Origin of the sequence: Fulvivirga sp. M361 (genome assembly GCF_007097395.1) — a bacterium.
Taxonomy (GTDB): Bacteria; Bacteroidota; Bacteroidia; order Cytophagales; family Cyclobacteriaceae; genus Fulvivirga.
Window position 1 is genome coordinate 324,325 of sequence record NZ_VKDC01000005.1, and the last position, 25,743, is coordinate 350,067.

Annotated in this window: 19 protein-coding genes; 9 read left to right on the plus strand and 10 right to left on the minus strand. The window is 40.3% G+C overall.

The genetic code is table 11. The features are described 5' to 3' along the window. The first annotated feature begins 31 nt into the window (after positions 1-31). Positions 32-1,888 carry an alkaline phosphatase PhoX gene (locus tag FNH22_RS06620; RefSeq protein ID WP_143397551.1) on the plus strand — a complete coding sequence of 619 codons (1,857 nt, stop codon included), beginning with the start codon at positions 32-34 and terminating at the stop codon, positions 1,886-1,888. A gap of 82 nt (positions 1,889-1,970) precedes the next feature. Next, the gene (locus tag FNH22_RS06625; protein WP_143397552.1) at positions 1,971-3,905 is read left to right on the plus strand and encodes a cytochrome-c peroxidase; all 1,935 of its coding nucleotides are present in this window, start codon (positions 1,971-1,973) and stop codon (positions 3,903-3,905) included. 105 nt (positions 3,906-4,010) lie between these two features. Here FNH22_RS06625 and FNH22_RS06630 read toward each other — a convergent pair whose 3' ends face one another. Next, a complete protein-coding gene (locus tag FNH22_RS06630) occupies positions 4,011-4,400 on the minus strand; it encodes a hypothetical protein (protein ID WP_143397553.1) in 390 nt (129 codons plus the stop codon). A 353-nt stretch (positions 4,401-4,753) separates the two neighbouring features. Between FNH22_RS06630 and FNH22_RS06635 the strand changes: the two genes are divergently transcribed. Then, positions 4,754-5,782: a helix-turn-helix domain-containing protein gene (locus tag FNH22_RS06635; RefSeq protein WP_143397554.1), complete on the plus strand. Its 1,029-nt coding sequence runs from the start codon at positions 4,754-4,756 to the stop codon at positions 5,780-5,782. A 507-nt stretch (positions 5,783-6,289) separates the two neighbouring features. On the opposite strand, the gene FNH22_RS06640 is transcribed toward FNH22_RS06635, so the two are convergent. Genes FNH22_RS06640 through FNH22_RS06650 form a run of 3 tightly spaced genes read right to left on the minus strand, consistent with a single transcriptional unit; the run spans position 6,290 to position 8,548 of the window. Continuing rightward, positions 6,290-7,051, minus strand: coding sequence for a LytTR family DNA-binding domain-containing protein (locus tag FNH22_RS06640; RefSeq protein WP_143397555.1), 762 nt, complete (start codon positions 7,049-7,051; stop codon positions 6,290-6,292). Further along, positions 7,051-8,103, minus strand: coding sequence for a sensor histidine kinase (locus tag FNH22_RS06645; protein WP_185154102.1), 1,053 nt, complete (start codon positions 8,101-8,103; stop codon positions 7,051-7,053). Before FNH22_RS06645 ends, FNH22_RS06640 begins: the two co-directional genes overlap by 1 nt. Positions 8,104-8,140: 37 nt before the next feature. Further along, on the minus strand, positions 8,141-8,548 hold the full coding sequence (locus FNH22_RS06650; RefSeq protein WP_143397557.1) for a hypothetical protein: 408 nt from the start codon (positions 8,546-8,548) through the stop codon (positions 8,141-8,143). Between the two features lie 780 nt (positions 8,549-9,328). Between FNH22_RS06650 and FNH22_RS06655 the strand changes: the two genes are divergently transcribed. Genes FNH22_RS06655 through FNH22_RS06670 form a run of 4 tightly spaced genes read left to right on the plus strand, consistent with a single transcriptional unit; the run spans position 9,329 to position 15,151 of the window. After that, positions 9,329-11,776 (plus strand): PAS domain S-box protein, encoded by a 2,448-nt coding sequence (locus FNH22_RS06655; protein WP_185154103.1) that lies wholly within the window; start codon positions 9,329-9,331, stop codon positions 11,774-11,776. Then, complete coding sequence (locus FNH22_RS06660; protein WP_143397559.1) at positions 11,769-12,182, plus strand: response regulator; 414 nt, start codon at positions 11,769-11,771, stop codon at positions 12,180-12,182. Before FNH22_RS06655 ends, FNH22_RS06660 begins: the two co-directional genes overlap by 8 nt. 10 nt (positions 12,183-12,192) lie before the next feature. Further along, on the plus strand, positions 12,193-14,520 hold the full coding sequence (locus FNH22_RS06665) for a PAS domain S-box protein (RefSeq protein ID WP_143397560.1): 2,328 nt from the start codon (positions 12,193-12,195) through the stop codon (positions 14,518-14,520). Then, positions 14,510-15,151 carry a response regulator transcription factor gene (locus FNH22_RS06670; protein WP_143397561.1) on the plus strand — a complete coding sequence of 214 codons (642 nt, stop codon included), beginning with the start codon at positions 14,510-14,512 and terminating at the stop codon, positions 15,149-15,151. The genes FNH22_RS06665 and FNH22_RS06670 overlap by 11 nt, the downstream gene beginning before the upstream one ends. A 799-nt stretch (positions 15,152-15,950) precedes the next feature. Here FNH22_RS06670 and FNH22_RS06675 read toward each other — a convergent pair. The 6 genes from FNH22_RS06675 to FNH22_RS06700 form a co-directional block, all read right to left on the minus strand. Continuing rightward, a complete protein-coding gene (locus FNH22_RS06675; RefSeq protein WP_143397562.1) occupies positions 15,951-16,478 on the minus strand; it encodes an alpha/beta hydrolase in 528 nt (175 codons plus the stop codon). An 81-nt stretch (positions 16,479-16,559) separates the two neighbouring features. Beyond that, positions 16,560-16,871, minus strand: coding sequence for a TfoX/Sxy family protein (locus tag FNH22_RS06680; protein ID WP_143397563.1), 312 nt, complete (start codon positions 16,869-16,871; stop codon positions 16,560-16,562). Positions 16,872-17,204: 333 nt separating this feature from the next. Beyond that, complete coding sequence (locus FNH22_RS06685) at positions 17,205-18,395, minus strand: hypothetical protein (RefSeq protein WP_185154104.1); 1,191 nt, start codon at positions 18,393-18,395, stop codon at positions 17,205-17,207. Further along, the gene (locus FNH22_RS06690; RefSeq protein ID WP_143397565.1) at positions 18,349-19,251 is read right to left on the minus strand and encodes a DUF4097 family beta strand repeat-containing protein; all 903 of its coding nucleotides are present in this window, start codon (positions 19,249-19,251) and stop codon (positions 18,349-18,351) included. The genes FNH22_RS06685 and FNH22_RS06690 overlap by 47 nt, the downstream gene beginning before the upstream one ends. Then, complete coding sequence (locus FNH22_RS06695) at positions 19,248-19,775, minus strand: hypothetical protein (protein ID WP_143397566.1); 528 nt, start codon at positions 19,773-19,775, stop codon at positions 19,248-19,250. The genes FNH22_RS06690 and FNH22_RS06695 overlap by 4 nt, the downstream gene beginning before the upstream one ends. Beyond that, positions 19,772-20,299 carry an RNA polymerase sigma factor gene (locus FNH22_RS06700; RefSeq protein ID WP_143397567.1) on the minus strand — a complete coding sequence of 176 codons (528 nt, stop codon included), beginning with the start codon at positions 20,297-20,299 and terminating at the stop codon, positions 19,772-19,774. The genes FNH22_RS06695 and FNH22_RS06700 overlap by 4 nt, the downstream gene beginning before the upstream one ends. Before the next feature lie 1,720 nt (positions 20,300-22,019). Here FNH22_RS06700 and FNH22_RS06705 point away from each other — a divergent pair. Further along, positions 22,020-24,422: a TonB-dependent receptor gene (locus tag FNH22_RS06705; protein ID WP_143397568.1), complete on the plus strand. Its 2,403-nt coding sequence runs from the start codon at positions 22,020-22,022 to the stop codon at positions 24,420-24,422. Between the two features lie 19 nt (positions 24,423-24,441). After that, positions 24,442-25,689: a DUF4374 domain-containing protein gene (locus FNH22_RS06710; protein WP_143397569.1), complete on the plus strand. Its 1,248-nt coding sequence runs from the start codon at positions 24,442-24,444 to the stop codon at positions 25,687-25,689. Positions 25,690-25,743: the final 54 nt, after the last annotated feature.

Below are 25,743 nucleotides of genomic sequence, written 5' to 3' on the forward strand. Positions count from 1 at the left end.
ATTATACCACTAACTCAAACTCTAAAAAAACATGAAACAATTTCGACTCTTCCTTTTGTTGGTTATGCTCATTCCTTCGGTGGGTTTTAGCCAATTCTTCTTTGACGTATCTGTGGATACGGCATGGAATCCTACCGAGGTGGTTTTCCCTCCATCTCCATTACAGCATCAGATCCTTTTCGTAGGTGGTGACGATGTTGTACAAACCACTGCTACTTACGGAAACGCTCCGGGCCAGGCGTTAGCTAAACAATGGCACGATTTCATCGGTTTTACTCCTGACAATGATTCCGATGACCTGGGTTGGGTAAGTATTAACCACGAAAGGATCATTGCCAATGACAGTATCGGTGACGGTGGTGGTATGACTGCCTTCAAAGTACGTAGAGATCCGGTTACCGATTTATTGGAAATAGTACCTCAAACACTCTCTGACGGAAGAAGTGGAGAGTTTTTTAACGTAGACTTCGTAAACACAGTAGGTGAAACCGGTATGAACTGCGGGGGAATTACTTCTTCTGTAGATGGCAGGATCTGGACAGCAGAAGAGTGGTTCAGGTCAAGTAACGGTTCACTGGGCGGCCAGGTGAGAGACCTTGATCCATGGACCATCAACACGGATATCCCTGGCAACTTCGCTGGTCAGACCATCGAGAAGTACCAAAACTTCAACTACATGGTGGAAATCGATCCTAAAGAGGCAGTTGCCATCAGAAAGCAATATAACTGGGGGCGTCAACCCTTCGAAGGAGGTGCTATTGCCTCGGATAACAGAACGGTATACCTCGGTGCCGATGCTACTCCTGGTATTTTTACAAAATTCGTAGCTGATGTACCTGGAGACTTCCGTTCAGGCAGATTGTTTGCCTACAAACACGATGCAATGGGCGAACCCTGGGTAGAGTTACCTAGCAATGATTTAAATGTATCACTGAACTTCGCCAGCGAAGCTTTAAGCTTAGGAGCAACCATGTTTAACCGTTTGGAGTGGGTAACTTACTATGATGGTAAAATCTACATGACGGAAACAGGACGGGACAACATTGGTGATCGCCTTAAAAATGGTGCGGCCATCGGTGGAGTACTGGATTACCACTGGGTAGAGCCTGTAAGAGAAAGACACCCTGAGCTTTCTGAAAAAACGGATGATCAGATTCTTGACTTTGTCATGGCAGGTTTCTACAATGACTATTACGGTAGAGTATTGGAATTTGATCCTGCTACAGGCCTTGTAACTACATATGTTAACGGTGGCCCATTCCTGTCAAGCTCTCCTGAAATAGCAGATTATCCTGACAAGCACCTTTCTAACCCTGACGGTCTGAACGTAATGGTAACTAATGGAAGACCTTATATGATCATCTGTGAAGACCTTAACGGAACTTCTAACGGAAGAACTCCTGCCGGCGTGAGCAACAGAACATGTGAAATGTACCTGTTGGATATGTCAATTACAGATCCTTCAATAGACGACCTTGTAAGGGTTTCTATCGTACCTTTAGGTGCTGAAGTAACAGGAGCACAGCCTACTTCTGACGGAAAAACGATATTGGTTAATTCTCAACATCCATCCAGCAGCAATCCTTATCCTTATAATAACTCATTGACCTATGCCATTACTGGTTGGGATGAAGCGATCACAGCGATCACTTCATTGGACGAGCTTGAGAAGCCAGCCTTAGAAAGTCTTGATTTCCAGGTATGGCCTAATCCTGTATCTCGCGTATTAAATTTCAATAAAGTGACGGATGCAGCGCTCTACAATAACAGTGGGCAACGTATCAAAGTATTCAGAGGTCTGAAAAGTGTGGATGTTTCCGACCTTATGCCTGGTGTTTATTTCCTGAAAACACTACAAGGTGAAGGTCGTAAACTGATCATTCAGTAGCAGCCCCTTATATCCTCTATATATATTAGAGTCTGGTACCTTCGGGTACCAGGCTTTTTTCGTTTTAAATTATTTTCCTGAGATGAAGAAAGATTTACTGGTAGTATCCGTATTTATACTTTTTATAGCTGCTTGTATCAGTACGGCATGGAAAAAGAACCCATTAACCTCCAATCACCTTGAGGTCATTAAAAAAATGTATTTGACCCAGTTAGATGATGTGATAACCGCAGCGGAGGAAGTAAATAAGAGCATACAAAAGAAGGAGCTTCCATCCTTACAAAAAGCACTCTTAAAACTGAAGTTGGATTATAAAAGAACAGAGCCTTTATCTGCTTATTTCAGTCCTGAGTTTACCAAAGACTATGTTAACGGTGCACCCTTACCCTCTCTGGAAAGAAAAGCAGATGACAAAATCACTGTGTTGGAGCCGGAAGGACTGCAAGTGTTAGAAGAATCCATTTTCAGCGATAACCCGGACTTTGCAGCGATTGCAACATTGAATACCATGTTCATTACGAACCTGAAAAAGTTAAAAGAGTACCAACAGAGTCTGCTATTTACAGATCGCCATATCTTCGAAGCCACCCGGTTTCAATTGATCCGTATCTTCTCTTTAGGGCTGGGCGGGTTTGATTCACCATCACTCAGCCAGGTGCTGGATGAACAGCGCGTAAGTCTGGAAACCGTTAAATCCTTACTGACCCACTACATACCCTATGTCCAAAGCAATGATCAGGCATTGGCCCTAAAACTTAACTCAATGTTAGACCAGGCAATATCTTATTTGCAAAAAAACACCGATTTCGACACGTTCGATCGTATGTATTTTCTTAAACAATACGTCAACCCACTATTCTCAGATATATTAAAAGCCCAAACAGCACTGGGAGTTGAAACATATTATGAGACTTCATCACTGCATCAGAAGTTTCCTGTCAATTATTTTGCCGATAACTTGTTTGCAGAAGATTTTCTCAATACCAACTACTACACCCGTTACCCAAAAGAAGCATACAATGAAGCGGTGATCAGCCTGGGAAGAACGTTATTCTTTGATCCTGTTCTATCTGAAAACAATAAGCGTTCTTGCGCTTCATGTCACAATCCGGAGAGAGCTTTTACTGACGGACTTAAGAAAAGCACAGCTTTTAATATGAATGGAACGGTTCAACGCAACTCTCCTACTTTGATCAATGCGGTATACGCTGATCGGTTCTTTTATGATCTTAGAGTGGAAGTACTTGATGATCAGATAGAACATGTAGTTATAGACCACGATGAGTTTCGTAGCTCGTTCCTGGCGCTGTATGAAAAACTTTCTGCAAGCGAGGAATATGTGGATCTATTCAAAAGAGCGTTTCCTGACCTTGGAGACGAACCTGTGAAAAAATACTCCATCTCGGCAGCACTGGCAGCTTATGTCACCTCTCTTTCCAGTCTTAATAGCCCCTTTGATCGTTATGTGCGAGGGGAAACAGAAGAACTGGATCAAGACGCCATTGACGGCTTCAATCTCTTTTACGGAAAAGCAGCTTGCGGCACCTGTCATTTCGCGCCTGTTTTCAACGGATTAGTGCCTCCGGTGTATGCAGAATCCGAATCTGAAGTATTGGGTGTGCCCGTAGATACACTGAACAGTGCCATAGATCCTGACCTGGGGCGTATAGCAGGTCAAATAAAAGAATCGTCAGAAATATATCGTCACGCTTTTAAAACTCCAACGGTAAGAAATATAGCATTTACTGCTCCATACATGCATAACGGCGTATACCCGACACTGGATAAAGTACTGGAGTTTTATGATATGGGTGGCGGTATTGGCCTGGGACTGGAAGTAGAAAATCAAACGCTGCCGGAAGATCCTTTGAATTTAACAGATAAAGAAAAACAATTGATCATCGCCTTTATGAATTCTTTGTCAGATATTAATGATAAGCTTCAGGTACCGGACCGGTTACCAACGTTCGCTAAAAATGAAGCATTGAATGACAGAAAAGTAGGTGGTGAGTATTAGTTGATCAAAAGCTTTAAAAAATCCGGAGTTAATCCATAAACTCCTTAAATAGTTTATCATGTATATCAGGGCTTACCTTAAAAATTGAGGTAAGCCCTCTTCACATTATTGTTTTTCCAGGGTTTGTCGGGTTAATACAATATTAGCAAGAGACCCTTCCCATACCAGGGTTTTACCATCAAAGCTTATCACTCGATAATCTCCGAAATCTGTCGCAAAAGTATTACCGCCCTGAAACTCATAATCCAGTGACACTTCACCGATCTGACAACCGGTGTCTACATCGGTAGCGGGTGTTATCAACTGGGTTGCTGTAATTTCAGTGACGACATCATCAGTCGTGCACATTACAAAGTCTGAGTCTTCTGAACTTACCAAAGTATAAGAACCGATAAGGTCAGCTACCTCAAAAGTTGCCGCGTCTTCATCATCATCGCTACAACCAGCTAAGACAATAAGACCGAATAAGGATAAAAAAATAGATAGTTTTTTCATGAGAGTGATATTAACAAATAATTGATTACTAGCATATATACCTTAGTCAATAAATTGGTAATCGCATAAACGCATATTAAATCTTAATTAATATCTATTTTGTTCATCTTAAGAATTCGATAAGAATACAATACACCCAAACTAAAATTACTTATCCTTTTGTATCCCAATATTAATGATGTGTTTGATAAAACTGTTCAGCCTATTTTCTATTAATAGAATATGGGATAGGCCCACCTATTTTATGGTTATCCGGGTTTACTCAGGTATGCATTAAAATCTTCAGTGAATTTTATCCGTATTTTTATACCTGTCAAAAAGTAACTGATCGGTCAATATAATCTCGTCTTGTCATGCTATCCGGAATCAATTTTGACATTTGGAGTATTATTTTTTTAATGGCAGCCTCACAAGGGCTTTTCCTCAGTTTTACGTTATTCTTTTCTAAGTCAGGTGCAAAGTCCCTGCTTGCCTTATTGACGCTGTTATTTAGTATCTGCCTAATATATTATGTGGCCTACTGGATCAATATATTAGATCAAATACCCAGGCTATTCGATGTAATACAGGGGTTTACATATCTTTTTGGCCCACTGGTTTACCTCTATATCAAATCAAATAGAACGGGGGTTTATATTCACTGGAAGCATTTCCTGGCTTTTGGTGTCTATCTCGTATATTTCGTTGCTCAATCCTATTATCCGGATAAACGTATTGCGGGTTGGCAAATATTAATTCAGAATAGTCAGCTTGTTGTTTATGTTTATTTGATATACCGGCTCATCCAATCGGATCGCACGGAACGGTTCAAAAAATGGCGTTTAGAACTCTTAATTGCTTATACGGGATATGTGCTTTCGTTTATCTGCTATTATATACTGGTGTTTACCGGATTCCTAAAGATTGAATATGACTATATGATATCCCTGGCTTCCAGTGGCTTTATTTATTTTGTAGGCTATAAAGGCCTGGTAAGATCAGACACTCTTAAAAATTATGATAACCAGCCTTACCGGCACTCCTCATTGTCCGGAAACGCCAGCTATGCAATAATGAAAGCAATAAAAGAATATTTTGAGGCTTACCACCCCTACCTGAAAAGTGATTTTAAATTGACGGACCTTGCGAAAGAAACCCGGTTTTCCGCTCATCATATTTCACAATCCATCAACGAAGTAGAAGGCGTTAGCTTTTCCGTTTTTGTGAACCAATATCGGTTCAGGGCTGCCAGGCAAAAGCTATGTGATGACAATAGTAAGCAACTCCGGATCATTGATATTGCCTACGATTGTGGATTTAACAACAAAACTACCTTTTCAACCGTATTCAAGCGGTATGAAGGCATTACTCCCAGTGAATACCGTAAACTTAAATTTCAATAAGGCAGCATTTATTGCTTAGGAATAGCATTCACAATCCCCCTGCTTTCTCACACAGGACCTTGTTATTTTTCACTTATCGTACCCAAGTGGATAGGGTTGTTACACAAAGCCCCACAAAGTAGCTCAAAGATTCACAAAGCAGGGAGACATTGTCTTTGTGTAACTCCGTGAGGCTTTGTGCAACTTCGTGTCATAACAAAAACCCGATTCTCTAGTCGGAAATGGTCTGTCGAAAAAAATAATAAGCTGTCATTGAGGTACAAAAACGTTAGAACCAGGACTGCTTGTACCTAATGTCAAGCGTGCTTGTTGTAAGAGCTTAACCACGGGATCAGGAGGATGGTCAACTACGTTTTTTACGCCCTACCCTTCTCCAGGATTATTAAAGTGGAATTAATATATGTGTCGTGGGTTTTGGAGGTTATTATAATTGATGCTCTGCCTGAACACTTTTTTCTTAAAACCTGGCTCAAATTAACCATGTGCACCTTCCATAATAAATAACTATTAACAATCCATCCAACGCTTAAAATCACTTACCCTGTCCCTGCTTACAATCACTTCTTTGCCCGTTACCGGGGTCAAACGTAGTAATAAACGACTGTTAAAATAGGTATGGATCTCATGTATGGCATCCGCACGGATAAGAAACTGTCTGTTAATACGAAAGAAATCCATCGGATTAAGAATATCTTCTAACTGGTCTAAGGAATAATCCAGAGGTAATTCTTTACCCTCCGCTGTAGTAAGCAAACAACTCCCGTTTTCATAATGCAGATAGGCAATATCCTCTGCACTTACATTAAGATACTGTTCTCCTATTTTAATCAAAAACCTCTTTTTATACTCCCCTTTCACCACTTTCCCGATCCGCTCGATGGTGTTGAATTGTGGTATTAAAGCGCTATTTTGCAGGTTAATAGCATTAAACTTGGCCAGCGCTTTTTCCAGCTCAGGTTTATCAATAGGTTTTAATAAATATTCAATACTGTTGTATTTAAAGGCTTTTAGCGCATACTCATCATAAGCAGTAGTGAATACAATATAGGGTGAGTTATTTACAGACCTCAGGAGATCAAAAGCGGTACCATCGCCCAGCTGGATGTCCAGGAATACCAGATCGGGTGGGGAATTATCTCTGAACCATTCTATCGCGCTATGAAGGGAAGGTAGCATATCCCTTACATCAATGGTGCGGTCAATTTGATGCAGCAAGTGCCTCAGCCTTTCTGCACTTAATCGTTCATCTTCTACTATTATTACATCCATCAAGACAGCGATAAGGACGGAATGACAGGTAGTTTTACTTTAAAATAGTCATCTGATTGATACACAATAACTTTCTTATCAGACTTCAAATCGTATCGGTTTCTAATATTTTCAAGACCTACCCTGGTAGAAACACCGGCAGCATTTTTAGGATTCAATACATTTTGAACTACAATGAACTGGTCTTTCTCATTGTAGATCTTGATGAGCAGTGGTTTCTCCCTGGTAAAGTTATTATGCTTGACCGCATTTTCTATCAGCATTTGTAAAGAAAGGGGGGGCACAGAAAAAGTTTCCAGGTTAAGATCGATATTACGTTCAACAATAATATTATCCTCATGCCTTATTTTCATAAGGAAGAGATAAGAATCTAAGAATTCAAGCTCTTCTGAAAGGCTTACCATCTCCTGCTGCTTATGATCAAGAATATAACGATAAAGCTTTGAAAGTTGCGTGACAAAATCCGAAGCCAGATCTGCATCTTTATGGATCAGTGCTGTCAGAACACTGAAATTATTAAAAAGAAAATGCGGGTTGACCTGGTTTTTCAAACTCTCATATTGCGTTGTGAGTAGCTCTTTTTGTATCCTGGTCTTATCCATTTCCATGTCCCTCATACTAATGTAATACAACTTGAGAATCTCAATGGAGATCACCAGCCATGTAACTACATAGCCCTGGGTAATATCGGCAAGTATTACTCTGCCTGGATCTTCAATGCAGCTAAGCCATACTTTGAGGTAATAATTCTCAAAATAAATGAACAGGGTGACCAGCGGGAAAGTAGCCAGAGTGGCGGTAAAAAAAATAATGGCGAGCCGTCGTTTTTTTGTAAGTTCATTGGGATAATGCTTCGAAAAATAACCTATTACCCGGTCACATACTTCCCATAGTGTTAATACTACAACAATAGCGTAAAGAATAATAATGGGCCAGACAGTATCATTTTGGGGTGTACTTGTATCCCATGTACCAGATGTTATCCTGAAAAAAAGATAAATAAAAATGGATACGAGTATCCTAAGACCATATTTTCTGTAAATACCAGCCATGTGCGCTAATAAAATTACAGAATTAACAAGAAAAAAATCAATTGGCCTGGTCAACCATCGTATCATTCGAAACATTCACAGAGATCACCACACCTTTAATCTTACTTGCATTGGTGCCATCACCTTTAATTATAATAGTATGTGATTTCCGATCAGCATTGTCAGCAGCGGTTATTGACATTTTGTAGAGATCCTTTGTTGATTCATCCTGGGTAAAGATAATGTCCAGGCCTTCGGGAGTCCTTGCTTTAAGTCCTCCAAACTTAGATCTCATATATCTTTTTGACCTTATAAGACGTATCTCCACTTCTTGTGTGGTGCCCGGCACCACGTGGATGGATGATGATGACAGAACCATCACTGCACCATCTTTTGGGCGTTCCTGAGCATTTACACCAACATTCACCAGTAATATGAAACTTAAGATGCCTACAATTCTTTTCATAGTCTTCGGGTTTTGATTTGTCCTAACACCAACGAACACTACAGACAATAGGTCAGCAAATATTTTTGACTTGTGGTATAATAGTAATAAATCAGCGAATTTAAGTGCTGAGTCGTACGTACTGAAAATTCAATGGAGCAATGGCAAGAAATGAGTCACTTATAAAGCTTTTGAGCTATAGCAATGGAAGAAAATAAAAAGGCTGCTCATACATACGATCAGCAGCCTTTATAATACTATCCCCCCTTCATCCATCTTCCGAAATAAGAACAGGCAAAGGAGGATGTTGTTCTCAAATATTTCAATATTTTCAGAATGACTGATACTCTTATCCCTTGTAAGGGTCAACTCCTGATTTGTAGGGGTCAAAAATATATCATAAGCACCTATAATTAATATAGCTCAGCTTTCTTAAGTAAACATTGTACCATTTAAGCAAAATATCAAATTAATTATATTAACTATTAGTATTGTCTTAAGTAATTTTACCTACTTAGTTTACAGGCTTTCCGGTATATGACCCTGTCCACCTTCCTATTATATTTGTGAAAGAGAGTAATGTGTATAGCAGTTAACAGCGTCGTTTAAATCTTCAAAAAATATTTCAAAATTTGAAGGCGCTGTAAACTCTCGAATGACATCACTTTTAGTTGGCCTTAATCGTGGTTAAAAATTAATTCATTTGTAAGGACTCAGGTCTGTTAAATGATAATTCAGAACAATCAATATAGTCAGAACACCGGGAATAACCATTCTCTTCGATCATTTACCTTGGTATACATGATCTTAGCGGTATTTTATCCGTTGTTGGGTCTGGCCTTGAAGGTGTATGATAAGCACTTTTGGGACCCTCTGCTATTCAGGGTATTGATTTCTGGTCTGGCGCTGTCTTTTCTGTTTTTCACCTATAGGAATACCGCCTTTCGTCGTAAACTGAACCTGGTAAATATCATTACTTATGCCACTATTTCCGGTCATACATTGCTGTTGGTCGGCTTTAATCGCTTATCACCCATTTATGTTGTCAGTACAATGATAGCTCTGGGATTAGGAAATATTATCTTGAAAAGTACGCGGCAATTTATTGTTTTCACAGCGCTCTTTTTTCTATTAGCGATTCTTCAGACTTTTTTCATAGAAAACCCGCAGTCCGATAAAGTGATATTTTACGGTGCGTTATTGATTATCAGTTTTACAGGTTTCATGTCTTTGAAATTCAAGACACCTGGGAATGGTGAACTGGCATCGTTAATAGCTAACAATTTCAATGAGGGTATTCTTGTGGTATCCATGGATGATATTACCAAATATGCCAACACCCGAATTGCTGAAATATTGGGTTGTAAAGTCAGTGATCTTGTAGGCAGCGATATAAAGGAGTTCCTTGCATCAAAAGAGGACAAGAACAAGGTACTAGGCAAAACAACCACAAGAACCAACGGCATATCGGACAAGTATGAACTGAACTTCCGACACACCTCCGGGGCCATTATACATACCGAAGTGAGTGGTAACCCCACCTATGATCATAATGGAAAGGCAACCGGGTCTGTATCCATTATCACAGACATTACTGAGAGAAGAGAAGCGGAAAAGAAACTGGAAAGATTATCACTGGTTGCCAGCAAAACAGAGAACTATGTGATCATTACTGATGAAAAAGATCAGATCATATGGACCAATGAAGGTTTTGAGAGAATCACAGGGTATTCCCTGGCCGAAATATCAGGTAAGCAACCCAAGAGTTTCTTACATGGAAAGTCCACCGATCCTTCTACAGTGGAACGGATCAATGAAAAGAAGATCATCACCAAACCATTCTATGATGAAATCCAGAATTATACGAAAAAAGGTGATCAGATATGGGTGTCTTTGAATGTTACACCTCTGGTGGATGAACAAGGTCAGATTACGGGCTATATTACTATTGGTAATGATATTACTGCCAGAAAAGATGCTGAAGAGAACCTAAAACAAAAGGCTTTCCGTCTTAGTATCATTCGGCAAATTGATCAAACTATTATTGCTTCCGAATCTTTATCCACTCTGGCTAATAATACCATTGACAATGTTATTAAGTTGTTACCCACATGCCATGAGGTATCACTGTCATTACTAAAAGGTAACGATGGTGAATATGATGTACTGGCTTCTGTTAACGACTTGGATGCTCCGAAGTATTTTCCTGACAGGATCCAACCTATTCTGGAAGCTGGGTACCCTTACCTGGTCAGCGACGTGGAAAAAGTGCAAAATTCGGTCATTTTGGAAAAAAAGCTGGAAAGTGAAGGGTTCAAAACATATGTTTTCATTCCATTGATCTACGGAAATACTTTATTAGGCACGCTCAATCTATATTGGAAAGAAGTTCATCCTAAAATTACGGAAGATGTAGAGATGCTGGAAAGTGTAGCCCGGGATGTAGCAGTTAGTATTAAACAGCTGTCATTACAGCATGCACTTACTTCCAAAAACAGAGAGCTCAAAAGTAAGCTTAGAGAACTCAAAAGCACTCATGAAGAGTTACAGAGCTTTTCCTACATTGTTTCTCATGACCTTAAGGCACCTTTAAGGGCCATTAGTTCACTGGCAGACTGGTTAATTAAAGATTACGCGGAACAGTTGGATGATCAAGGCAAGAAGTACCTAAATCTCTTGATGGGCAGAACACATCGGATGCATAACCTGATAGATGGCACACTGCAGTATAGTCGTATAGGCAGGAAAAATGTAGAAAAAGAAACCATTGGTGTTGAAGAAATTATTGACAATGTGTTGTTAATGCTTTCACCTCCATCAAATATAGCAGTAAAAATATATCAGCCATTACCCTACGTTGTTTACAATGCGGTCCAACTGCAACAAGTATTTCAAAACCTGATCAGCAATGCCATCAAATTCATGGATAAGCAGGAAGGACAGGTAGAAATAGGTGTAAGCGAAAAAAGTGGAATGTATGAATTCTTTGTTAAAGACAATGGGCCGGGAATGGATGAAAAGCATCATGACAAAATATTCAAGATATTTCAGACGCTGTCCCCTAAAGATAACAATGAAAATACGGGTATAGGCTTAACTATTGTTAAAAAAATAGTGGAGTTAAACGAAGGGGAGATCTGGGTAGAATCAGCCGTTAATAAAGGAGCCTCATTCTATTTCAGTATACCTAAAAATAAAGCGGTGGCACAAATCGATGAGGACAAAATTAAAGAAAGAACTAATGAATAAGGATCAGCCTATAATGTTGATAGAAGACGATGTGGTAGATGCGCTTACAGTAGAAAGGGCGTTAGGCGAGATAAAAATAGATAATATGCTTATCCACGTACAAAACGGTGACGAAGCATTGAGCTATCTTAAAGAAAATGGTGATGTCAGACCAGCTATCATCCTACTCGATCTGAATATGCCGGGTATGAATGGTCTGGAGTTTTTAGAGCAGCGGTTTGCATCTCCGGAATTACGGTCCATACCACTTGTGGTACTTACTACCTCAAAAGATGAATCGGACATCAATGCCAGTTTTGCTTATGGCATATCCGGCTACATGGTGAAGCCGGTAGATTATAAAGAATTTGTAGACCTGATGAAGGTGGTTAAACAATACTGGTGCTTAAGCGAGGCCCCTAATTAAAATTCATATTATGCGCCCCTATAATTTACTTTTCACAGAGGATGACGACTTCACCTTAATGGTGTATGAGAGGATGTTGAAAAACTGGGAAAAACCCTGTAAATATGAATTCTGCACTTCAATCGCTCAAACAAAAGAAAAACTCAAAGATCATACATTTGATGTCGCCATTTTAGACTATCAATTAAAAGATGGTGATGCATTCGAGATCCTTCCCCACCTAAATGATATCCCCGTCATATTTGTGAGTGGTATGGAAGATGTGTCTGTAGCTGTTGAAGCCATGAGAAATGGCGCATTTGACTACCTGGTGAAGGATTTTGACCATGAATTTGCCAATGTACTTCCTCTCACCATAGAACGCGCCATTGATCATAATAAAATTAAGGCGCAGCTGAAAGAGACAGAGGAAAGGTATTCTGACCTTTTCCAAAATGCCAATGACATGATACAAAGTGTCAGCGCAGATGGAAAGTTTATCCATGTAAACCCTGCCTGGGTAAAAAAAATGGAATACACGTTGGAAGAAGCGAAAGAACTAACATTTATTGACATCATTCATCCCAGGGACCATAAACATTGCCTTAAAATATTCACACAACTATTAGCGGGTAAAGTATTTAAGAACGAAGAAGTATGTTTCGTTACAAAGTCTGGCAAAGAAGTATTTGTAGAAGGAAATATCTTTTGCAACCTATCAGACCCGATTTCTACCAGGGGTATATTTCATGATATCACTGAACGAAAAAAGGCCGAAGAAATACTTAAGGTAGCAAAAACGAGGTATGACCTGGCGGTGGATGCAGGTAAGACCGGTGTGGTAGACTGGAATATGGCAGAAAACAGCGCTTTCATAGATGAAAAGCTGAAACTTCTTCTTGGGTTTTCCAATGAAGAAATGGAGAACTCTATTGAAGCCATAGGCAATCGCATGCACCCGGATGATATGCCCCGGGCCGAAATTGATCTGAAAGATTATATATCGGGAAAAAGCAAGCGCTATGAGTATGAGTACAGAATGCTTCACAAAAATGGTTCTGTCAGATGGCTTTTAGCTCGTGCTCAGGCAATCCGGGACGAAAATAAAATGGTAGTACGTCTGGTCGGCACCGGCACGGACATCACCGCTCAAAAACAGATCCAGGATGAATTGGAAGAAAGCAGGCAGGAACTTAAAAGTATCAACGAAAACCTGGAATCCTTAGTAACGCAAAGAACAGAGAACCTGACCAAATCCAACATACAGTTACAGGGGGAAATAAAGAAAAGAAGAATTATAGAAAAAGAACTGGAAAAGTCAAAGGAAGATTATCAGGGACTCTTTGAAAACGCCCATGATCCTATTCTGATCTTTGACCCTGACACACAAATGGTAATGGATGTTAACAACCGTGCCTGCGAAGTATACGGTTTTTCCAGAAACGAATTCATCCACATGGATTTAAAAACCATTTCCAAATTTCCCGAAGCCAGTGATCAACACACTAAAGCTGTGCTTAAAAAAGGCAAAAGACATTCTTACGAGGCAATACAGCTAAAAGCAGACGGCGAGGAAATGCATTTGGAGGTAAGCTCTTCACTGGTAAGCTACCAGGATAAAAAAGCCATTCTTAGTATAAATCGGGATATTACCCGAAGAAAAGCTATGGAAAAGCTCATAGCAAGTGAACGAAAAAAACGTCTTACTGCCATTATCGATGGCCAGGAAATAGAAAGAAGGCGGGTATCCCGCGAATTACATGATGGATTGGGACAGTTGCTTACAGCAGCTAAATTACGCCTCCGTCAATTATCCAAAGGTTCAACGGATGAGTTGTTCCTGGAAAACGCCAAAGATACCAGCGAAATCATAGATCTTACGATCAGCGAAGTGAGGAAGATCTCCTATAACCTGATGCCTACAGTATTAAATGACTTTGGTCTTGTGGCCGCTTTGGAAAAAATGTCGCATCAATTATCATCAGACAGCATAACAAGCATTGTATTTAATCATAAAACGACCACTGAAAGGCTTCCTAAAGACCTGGAAGTTGGATTATACAGGGTGGCGCAGGAAGCCATCAACAATGCCTTAAAATACGCCGAAGCCACCTGCATAGAAGTAAACCTTCAGGAATCAGGCGAGGAGCTATCATTGGACATTAAAGACAATGGAAAAGGATTTAGTGAAGAAGCCGTAGCTAAAAATGCCATTAACAACAGCTCCGGAAAAGGGCTTTACAATATGAAAGAACGCGCAGAGCTATTAGATGGCAAATTTATTATAGATTCAAAACCCGGATGTGGTACTACAATAAAAGTACTGGCCCATATAAATACAAATGATAATGGAGAATAAAATCAAGGTAGTACTCGCTGATGATCATAGCGTAGTGAGAAAAGGTATTAAATTGTTGATCAGTTCCGACGATAGCATAGAGATCCTGGGAGAGGCAGCTTCCGGTACTGAAGCCTACTCAATGATCAAGAGCTTAAAACCTGATATTGTAATCACAGATATTTCAATGCCTGGTATGACCGGGATTGAATTAGCTGAAAAACTCAAAAGCGAAGAAATGACTACAAAGGTTTTGGTTCTTTCAACGCATAATGATGAGGAGTATATATTACGTTCTTTCGAAGCCGGGGCACTTGGTTACCTACCTAAAGACACCGAAGAAGAAGAGTTTCTGGCTGCCATAAAAGTAGTGGCAGACGGTGACGTATATTATACCAACGAGGTATCCAACATACTCACTCGCTCGCTGATCAAACAAAAGCGAACATTTGATGACGCCAGAGATCTGACAGAAAGAGAAAAAGAAATACTCAAGCTCATAGTAGAGGGGATGAGTAACAAAGAAATCGGAGATAAGCTATTTATTAGTGTAAGAACGGTAGATACGCATCGTCGAAACATAATGGATAAGATAGAAGCTAAAAATACTGCCGAACTCGTTAGAAAAGCAATAGAAGATAAGCTGATATAAAGTAACCATCAAAGACAGCATAAACCTCAAAATAAATGCTGACTAAGCTATTTTTTTGAGGTTTTCATCAGCTTTCATCCTCCTGTACTCCAACATTCCGGTTCTATAGGCGATAATAGATCGGTTAATACCCTTATGTAGGCCGCTCATGAAAAATAATTTTAGCTCAAAAAGTGTGTTTTTGACGTTTAAATGCACCTTTTTATGGGAGGTTTGGGTGTTTTGAACCTCAAAATCATTGATATTATGCCATTTTCGAGGTTTTTATCTTCTATCACGGTCTGATTTGCAATAAGCGACTGAGCAATATCATTTTTCAAGTGTATTTGTAATATGNTAGGCCACTCATGAAAAATAGTTTTAGCTCAAAAAGTGTGTTTTTGACGTTTAAATGCACCTTTTTATGGGAGGTTTGGGTGTTTTGAACCTCAAAATCATTGATATTATGCCATTTTCGAGGTTTTTATCTTCTATCACGGTCTGATTTGCAATAAGCGACTGAGCAACATCATTTTTCAAGTGTATTTGTAATATGATGATAATCAATAAATTGTGCACTGTATTGCCAGTGGCCCAGTGACCAGCACCCAGAAACAAACCTTGAAAATGGAATTTTCGAGAGAGCCCTATGTATCCCTGAAATGGCGTGGATTGCCGTCAAAACAACTCGCATGTCTTACCAGCCCTTTGACCAGAAGCCAGCTACCAGCATCTATACTCATCTCGAGTTCTTCGCACTGTGCTCCCCAAAAGAGATGGAAGTGAATTTTCAGTAAAGTCCGATATTACGTGGCTAATATTATGGATGTTTTTCAAGGACCTGCCTACTCAACTGTTCTGCAAATTCTCGATTAACGTAAATCTGGTGTCTTGCATTATTTATTATTTTGAATTCAACCTGCATCTTGTCAAACCAAGTTTTTTGAGGCTTATGGTCATCGTGATCGGCAAAGAACAGCTCTATCTCTCCTTCAGGCTTGATCTGCTCGTAACGTAACCTGGTAGATGAAACACAATAAAGTGATCTGATTGCAGCGCTTTCAATTCCGAATTTCCAGGCAATTACACCTCCAACACTAAACGCCAGCATATTGACCTTTTCTTTCTCAAGCTCAACGAGTTGACGTACTGCTCTTTCAATACCACCATTTACAAACTGCTCATGAAGGCTTCCTTCCGTATAATCCGATTTACTCACATCGCCTAATTCACAACAATCATAGTACGTTACTTGAAATTTCTCGCTCAACGGTATCCTGTAAAAGTCAATCCATTGCGATCTCTCTTTGCCCCATAGATCCGAAAGTATGATTAGCTTTTTTTTCATTTTGATCTATGCCCGCAACTGCTTCCTATTTCTTCTTTGAAGGTTTTGGCTTTAACGTTTTTATATAGTCTAAACTGATTTTCAAGAATGCTTTAATTCCTCAGTATCATTCAATAACTCATTTGGTACGGTCACATACTCTTTTAAAAGTGGCCCGGGTTCAGGTTGATAAAGTGTAGAATTGTACTTCTCTAAAAACTGCTCTCTTTCTTCTTTGGGAAGTCGAATCCCGACATAACCGCTTTTTGATAATAATGAAAACATATGTCCGTTCAGAGAAGTATATGGAAATCCGAAATTAGTCTTTATTTCCAATTCCGGAATACTTTGGACCAATCGCTCATAGCGTTCAATTTTATCCTGTGGGATCTCTTTTTTTTCTTTCTTCCCCATAGTATCAATTTAATTACATTGTAATATGGATCACTTTGATCTTTCGGTCTTTTCAGCTCCTTCCCTAAACCTGACAGAGTCTTTTAAAATATCTCTCCAGTACCATCCTACACGGCACTCTTTCTAAAGGTAAAAAACTCTTTCAACAATTTACAAATACATATTGCATGGAATTGACCATCGTACCTGCGTGATGCTTTTATCAGGCTTAGCCATTGACATTTCGGGATTGTAATGGAAGATAAAGACTTGACATCTATAGCGATATATTACTCATAGTAATAATCAATACAGAATATCTCAGCTCCGGTGCTTTAATGAAGTATCAGAGGCTTAAAAACTCAGTCCAATTTTCAAGTTTGAAAATGCCTCAAAGCCTGTGTTAGTATTATAGCTCGGTCCTAAGTTGAAATCAATAAATGCATGTTTCCCGATCTGTTGCTGATAACCCCATCCCATCCTATAAATGGGTTGACCCGAAAAGCTATCACCATAATAAGGTGAGATCATTATAAATCGGGTCGGATCTCGGCTGCCTAAAGACTCAGAAACCCCCATCAATAGATAGGGACCGCAAAAATCCCTGTCTATTTTGCCACGGCTTAGCCTCTTTTTCCTGTTGTAATAATATCTCAAATTCACATCAGCCACGATCCAGTCATACCGCACTTTCTGATCCACACCCTCCAATGTATAATTATATTCTCCAAATGCACCGAAAAGAGAGCCTTCAATGGTCATATCCCCCCAGACCGATCGCTCATAGGCCAATTCAATTCCTGCTCCTTTGTGCTCTTCCCCTAAGGCAAAACCTATGTTAGAGGCCTTAAACAACCCTCGCTTAGTATGAATGAACGGGAGGGGCTCTGTCACAGCACTGGCGTTTTTAGACTTGCGTGCTATTCCATAACCAAACCCTGCATCAACCCGAAGAAGACCGTAGGCCGTTTTACGATCAACACCATAATTCACAACTGCAAGAACATTATAGTATCCGTATCGGCCTACTTTGCCCTGATAACCATACCCCAAATTGAATTGGAGGTCATTTGGATAAATACTCCGATAAACTATGTTATAATCATTCCGCCGTTCAAAAAATTTGTCAACACCAACTAAAAAATGACTGCCTATAAAGTTATTAACTCCACCGGAACCTTTACTCTTTTTGGTATAATAGCGCAACCTGCCAAATACTGTATGAAAATCATGAGAAGGCACTATATACCCCGTCTCTAAAGATATGGAGGGTGATAATTTAGATTCTATCGAAAGGTTTCCCCCGACAATGCCATTATACATGTTATACCTCGGCTGCATTATTTTAAACATAATCTTCATCTCATAATCCGCGATGTTGAGGTAGGAGTACGATGAGCGCCAGGACTTATCTACTATTGTAGAATCTTTAACCTGCTCTTCCTGAGCAGAGGATAGTGTGCCAGTAAAAAGGAATAAACCAAGAAGTAGAATACTCCTATTTTTTCGAAGCACTGAAAATTTGCTTAAGGTTAATAGAGCCATAGGTAGTATGAAGTTTTATTCTTGGATTGTTGATCTTAAAATTTTTAGCCAGTTGCTGGGACTCGTTATCCAACAGGAGGTCTGAACCGATACTTTCCGGCACTCTGAGCGTGGAAAAAGTGGTTTTCACGTCATAGTTGTATGCCTCTATCCTTGAGGTGGCAAAATCAATTTTTGTTCGAATACCATTCACAGCCAGGTTTTTAAAGAGCCCGCCTTCTATACTCACTTCTCCATAATGCGTGTCGAGGTCAGCAATACCGTCAAAGCTTATCAGTTCCAGGTTGCTCCTTTCCAGCCTGGCTTTCAGACTACCTGAAAAACCGCTGACATAAATATTCCCAAAGGAAGATTCTATATTGAGCAATCCCGTACCATTGGTCACTTCGCAATCCACGAACTTTAAAAAGGCGCTCATGTTCGTGTTTAAATTGGTCACTGAAAGCTTGCCATATTGGTTAGTAAGGACAATGTCACAGCCCTGGGGCACTTTTAAAGTAAATTCCGTCAGCAGATTACCCTTCACCCGAACGAATTTATCACTAGCCTCAAAGAAGTTTTTAATTATATGCTTCCTCCCAACCGTACTGACATCGTATTTCAGCAGGTCCAATTCAGAGCGAGCCGTTTCCTTCTTTTTGTGTTTGGATATTAGTTTCAATTCAAGGCTGATGTGCTTCTTATCCCAGGTGGAGATATTGATAACGGCTTTTTCTGCTCTTATTTCCAGTTCATCACCTTGTGCATATTCCAGTCGTTTTTCTATTGTCCTGGTCGCCACATGGACTTCATCCTGGCCTGTAACACCCGATACGACCATAATACTGAACCCAACAAGTAAGATTAAATTTTTCATGACATTAACATTTGCATCATCCGGAATGCAATCTCGGACCTGTGATTTTCTATTTTAATTTTTGATTGGATAATGAACTCATCTGCACCGTAGTGGGAGATCATTAGTTGCAGGTCTTTCAGTTCATCCTCGATGAGGTCAAACTCTTTCCGAAGCTCTTTAAATTCAGGGGTCTGACATATTTCATTGATCTCCGCACAACGGGATAATATCAGATCATCCACCCGGTGCGGATCATCCTCTTTATGTATATCCGAAGGTACTACAGCGCGCATATTCCTGGAAAAAGTAACACGTTCATGATCAGTATCAGAAGCAAAATGGATGATCAGCAGCAACGTGAGTGAGGCGGCCACTCCTCCTATCCAAAATGCCGTTCGCCCCGACACACGCCAGGCCGGTTTTCTTTTGGACCGGACCATCTCCCACAGTTCAGTCTCCTCCATCTCTTCACCCTTGCTACTCTCCTCAAGATGGGTGACCTTTTCTTTGATGATGACATCAAACGATACGTTCTTTTTCATAGCATCCCTTTTAATGATTCCTGTAATTTTTTTCTGGCACGCGCCAGCTGTGACCGTGAAGCAGCTTCGGCTATATTTAACTTCTCTGAGATCTCTTTATGCGAAAAACCTTCTATTAGAGACATATTCAACACCGTACGATAACCGGGAGGCAAGTCTCTTATCGCCTTATGAATGAGCTCAGCATCCATAGATTCTACCTGTTGAACCCCGGGAGCATCGTATACCTCATCCAGGGAAACATTCTTCTGAAACTTTCTATGCTTTCGTAAATACATCAAAGCTTCATTGATCATAATATTTTTTATCCAGCTTTTTAATCCTTTGCCCTCCCTGAACTCAAACGTATCCAGGTGGTGAAAAACCTTGACAAATCCATCACTTAACACCTCTTTAGCCGCATATTCATCGCTTACATAGCGTCTGCATAAACCGAGCATGGAGGTGTAATACTTTTTAAAAAGTAAGCGTTCGCCTACTCTGTCCTGTTTTCTGCACAACGCTACGATCTCTATTTCACTCAATGGACCAATCAAATTTTACTCATTGTTAGTTAAATGCTAAATGGATACCGAACGCTGCGTTTGTATTAAATAAAATTTCAGAATGAAAAACATTTGTTGTCGAATATCAAGGTTTCTTTTTGAAAAAGACAAAGGAAAGACGATGGGTTAAAGCCGGTTTTGTCGCGTTTTCTCAGACTATTTTGTCTTACTATAACAAACAAAATATCAAGAATAAAAACACGAAATAATTCAGTCAACTTAAAAATTATAAACTCCAAAGCACTTTACGCCCTCACGACGAACGGATATTCCCAAATGCCACACTTCAAACCAATGCCCGACTAGTTATGATTTCAGGCCAAAGTGGTGAAGATCATCACGGGGTGATGTTACCACACTTTCGAATACAGGTAAAATAGGTATTAAAAAAATGTAAAGAAAGCTCTGTGTGAAGTAGGACTGGACATACATGCTACAGTAAAACTTACCACGCTCATTGTAGATTATGATAGTTCAAAACATCAGGTACTCATAGAGGAGTCAAAGTTGATATGGACCAATGGGGTCTTTCCCACCCAAAGCTTGATACCAGTACCAATGCTTGCCCTGGAGGGAATGCTTTTTGAAGTGGAAGCCGTAGGTAACTGAAAAATCCCCTGATGACGAAAGGTTGATGTCAGACAGCCTCCTGGTCATTGGAAGCGCCATAAATTACCGTATGCTAGCTACCCTGATGAAACTAGCTTACAAGAGTAGGTTCAATGTAAAAGAAGTTACTTTTTCCCAGTATTTTATTGGAATGGTGATTATTGGCCTGATAACTTTCATCCAAAGTAAGAGCCCCATAACCTTCCTGATCTCAGTCTCTGTCGTTAGTTGCTTAGTGGTATACTCCACCGGGCTAAATAGTTCAAGGCAAGTCATAATCAAAATAAATACTCATATACATGAAAACAGGTAAAGGCTTGACATATTCCCTAACGGGTAGCAGGCTGTTTGGTAGCTTTGAAACGCCAATACAGATCGCTTATGGTCCCACATCTCAAATGCCTCCTTCGGTCCCATTCATATAAAGGTTAAGTGTGAATGGGTCAGAACATCACCCCTGTGACCTCATAGCTACAGCCATAATCCAAAACATGGATCGATTTACCCATCGGATCTTCATTCTCAAAAAATTTCTTTGCCTACGACTCTACTCTGTCAGAACAATACATCTGGGATTTTTGAAGAGCGGTTTCAGGATCTGCTACCAGCAACTTTCAGCTGAAAATCTTAAATTCAGATGGGTAGCGAACACCACCTCACCTCCAGGAAACTTCTTGTCATTTACCTCAAATAAGAAGAGTAAGTTATGAGCAAAGCGTAAAATTGCTGTACCTCCGACAGCCCGGAGATATAGATCAAAGAAAGGCCCTTGTACCTTAGAATAGCTCTTCCTTAAGATAATTTCTTACTATATTATTTGTTTCTTGTTTCAGACAGGTTTCCCCTGGTCCTTAACTTTGGCGCAACCTATCACTTTAACAAAGAGGAGTAAAGCTGATGAGGTAAAAAAGCAAGCCATCGATTATAATCTGATGAAGCCTCCCAAAGAATATACCAAGCGAAGTCCATGATTTCCCTATACCGATCACTATAACTAGTGATACAAAATCGCTACCACTAGCGATTGATAACCAGGCATACGCATGCGTAATTTGCAACTTAGAATCATTCTAAATAAAGATTCAAACGTATGTCACGGTATTGTCTTTTTTTTATTTCGTTCTGGTTGTTAGGATCTTTTTCCTATTCACAGAAGAAGCTGGCTTCTCTTTCCGGGAAAGTTGTTCAAAACGATGGCAACCCTGTGCCTGGTGTTACTCTGTTGTTGGAGGGGACGTCAATAGGTGCCGTTGCAGACATTGAGGGTACTTATGAGATCGTCGGAATTGCACCAGGCACTTATACCATAGCCATTTCGGGCATAGGTTATAAAAAAACCTTTAGGAGAGTGGACTTACCATCTAGTCTGCAGGTAAAGCTAAACATAGTGCTGGAGGTACAGGCTAAGGAGCTGGATGAATTAGTGGTGTATGGCAAATCAGAAGCTACTGAAATGCGCGAGAAAGCCTATGCCATCCAGGTAGTAGAAGCTAAGGAATTCAAGAACATATCCACGGATGTTAATCAAATCCTGAATAAGGTATCTGGAGTGAACATCCGGCAGGATGGTGGTCTGGGTTCGGCTTTCTCATTGTCTCTCAACGGGTTGACAGGCAACCAGGTCAAGACCTTTATTGATGGTATACCCATGGATTATTTCGGGAGCTCCCTGACGTTAAATAATTTTCCTGCCAACATCATCTCCGGTATTGAGATCTATAAAGGCGTTGTCCCTATTCACCTGTCTTCCGATGCCTTGGGAGGGGCCATTAACATCATCACAGATAAAAGGCCGATGTCCTATATAGACGCTTCATATTCCCATGGGTCTTTCAATACACATCGTGGGGCTATCAACGGCCAACTCTATAATAAAAAAAGTGGTGCAACTTTTCGGTTAAAATCATTCTACAATTATTCTGACAATGATTACAAAATAGATGTAAACCTGTTGGATGTGGAAACAGGTAAACTTTCCGATGAAACCACTGAAGTAAGGAGGTTTCATGATTCGTATGAATCAAGAATGGTCTGGATGGAAGGCGGTATAACCCATAAACGCTTCGCCGATGAGCTAATGGTAGGCATCATGTATTCTGATAATTTCAATGACCTTCAGCAACCACCGCAGGCCCTTGGAACTACCGCGATTCCCCTTGGTGAGGTAATACAGGAAGAAGCTAAATGGATCACAAACCTGTCTTATCAGAAAAAGGGACTTATAGGAGGTAAAATGAATGTATCCAGCTTCCTGGTGTATGTTAATTCACAATTCAACCTTAAGGATACAAGTAGTCACCGGTACGACTGGATGGGAAACCGAGAGGAAAACGTTCATACCACCACCGGGGAAGTAGAACGAAAAACCCTCTTTCAATTAGACAGGTCAAATTTACTAGGTAATATAAATACGGAATATGAGATCTTACCAAACCATAATGTTTCCGCCAATTTGTCTTTTAACAGCATGACATTAGAGGGAACTGACGAGCTACATGCTCAAAAAAACACGCAATTCAGCAAACCCAGTACAGTAAACAAGAGTGTAGCAGGCCTCGCATACACTACTAAACTCTTGAGTTCCAAGTTGCATACCACCGTATTTGGCAAATGGTATCAGTTCGGCCTAAATACAACAGAGACGGATTACAGTGGGACCGAGGAAATTGACTTTACCAGTAATGCATCGGAGCTGGGTTATGGCTTTGCCTCCACATACTTCGTTCGTCCGGGGTTTCAGCTCAAAGCCAGTTTTGAAAGCGCCTACCGGTTCCCGGAAACAGAGGAACTATTCGGGAATGGCATTTCAATATTACCTAACATCTTTTTAGAACCAGAGAAAAGTAAGAATTATAACCTGGGTCTTCGCTATAACTTCAAACCGACAAAAAATAATAACCTTCAAACAGACATCAATCTTTTTCTGCGCGATTCCGAAGATTTCATGAGAACGGAAACCGTTGGTGTCAGAAGTACCTTCGAAAATCAAGCCAGTGTACTGGCCACCGGAGTGGACATGAATATTCAATACATGCTAAAAAACAACCTGAGGTTCAGTCTCAACGGTACCTACCAGGACCTTCGAAATAACGGTAAGTGGGTAAAAGGCAGAGAAGGAAGTCAGCCAGACCCGTTTTACGAGGACCGTATCCCTAACCAGCCTTATCTCTTTGGTAATCTTGCCGCCTCATACAATTTCAGTGAAGTATTTAGCGCTGATGACAATTTCTCTATCAGTGCCATCCAAAATTATGTTCACGAGTTCTTCTTCAATTGGCCCAGCCTGGCCAACTCATCTACAAAAGCGGTTATCCCGACCCAGTTCACAAGTGACCTGGAGCTCGTTTATACTAAGAATAACGGAAAGTACAACCTGTCTTTCACTGCTGCCAATATTTTAAATGAACGGGTGTTTGATAACCTAAATCAACAAAAACCAGGTAGGTCATTCGCCATCAAAGCAAGAATTTTCTTAACACAAAACCTTAATTAACTACTTCAATTAAAACACCATGAACTCACGTATAACAAAAGTTTTAACCATCAGCTGCATCACGCTGTTTCTTACATGTATTATCGGGTGTGGGGATGACGATGAGCAGCAACCCTTCATAGGAACTACGGGAGACGTACAATTTGTGCTCGGAGTAGAGGCCACATCAGGTGCTGATGTGCTTCTACCGGTAAATAACCTTATGGAGGGTATCATATCCCCTTTAGGTTCCGGTTTTGAGCAACCTGCATGGATGTCCTATATCAATGCAGGCAATACACTAATTACCAGTGGTTATGCCACAGACAACACCTTAACCGGTTATCGCCTGGTCAATGGCACATTGACTAATATCGGGAGCCTGATCACAGAATTACAAACCTATAATTATGTGGATGTTGATGATAATACATTACTGGCTGTAGGTGTTACAAGGGCCGGATTCGAGGAACGTATCATTTATACCATTGATAAAAATGACATGTCCATTAGGAGTCGTGCGCGTACCCGGATTGACGAAAGAAAAGAAGATGGCCTGGTAGCCTGGCCTACGGATCTTATCGTAAAAGGAAACAAATTATTCATGTCGTATTACCTGTTAGGGGCCGGAGAAGATGATGGTGTACCGGCATTTGCCACGCCTAATTCCAATGAAGCAAGAATTGCCATCTATTCGTATCCGGAACTGGAGTTTGAAAAAATCATTACTGATAACAGAACCTCTGATATAGGCAATTACCTTTCTTTTACCAGCCTTCAGGAAGACGAAATGGGTGATATCTATTCCTTCTCTACTTCCTCTTTGGCTTCAGGCTTTACTCCCACACCTACTAATCCATCCGGGTTTTTAAGAATTAAAAACGGGGCTACTGATTTTGATGATTCCTACTTCTTCAATTTCGAAACAGCCAGTGGCGGATATAAGGTCAATAATGCAGTTTATGCAGGAAACGGTAAAGCTGTAGTGCGCATGGTAAAGGATGACAGCGGCTTATGGGCCACCTATGATCCCGATGCTGAGAATCCCATCTGCTCTATTGCCATAGCCGATCTGTACAATCAAACCGTAACAAAAGTGACTGAAGTACCGCTTCACGGTGGAGAATGGGGCATGGCCCATCTGATACATGACGGAAAAGTGTACATCAATGTAAGTGACGTTAACGGGGCATTCATTTATGAAGTGGACCCCGGTACGGCCTCAGCAAAGAAAGGAGCACAACTGGAAGGCAACTGGACAAAAGGGATCCTGGCGCTAAAAAAATGACTAAAAACTACCTTAACCATCACTCAGCAATGCATTGCTGAGTGATTTCATACC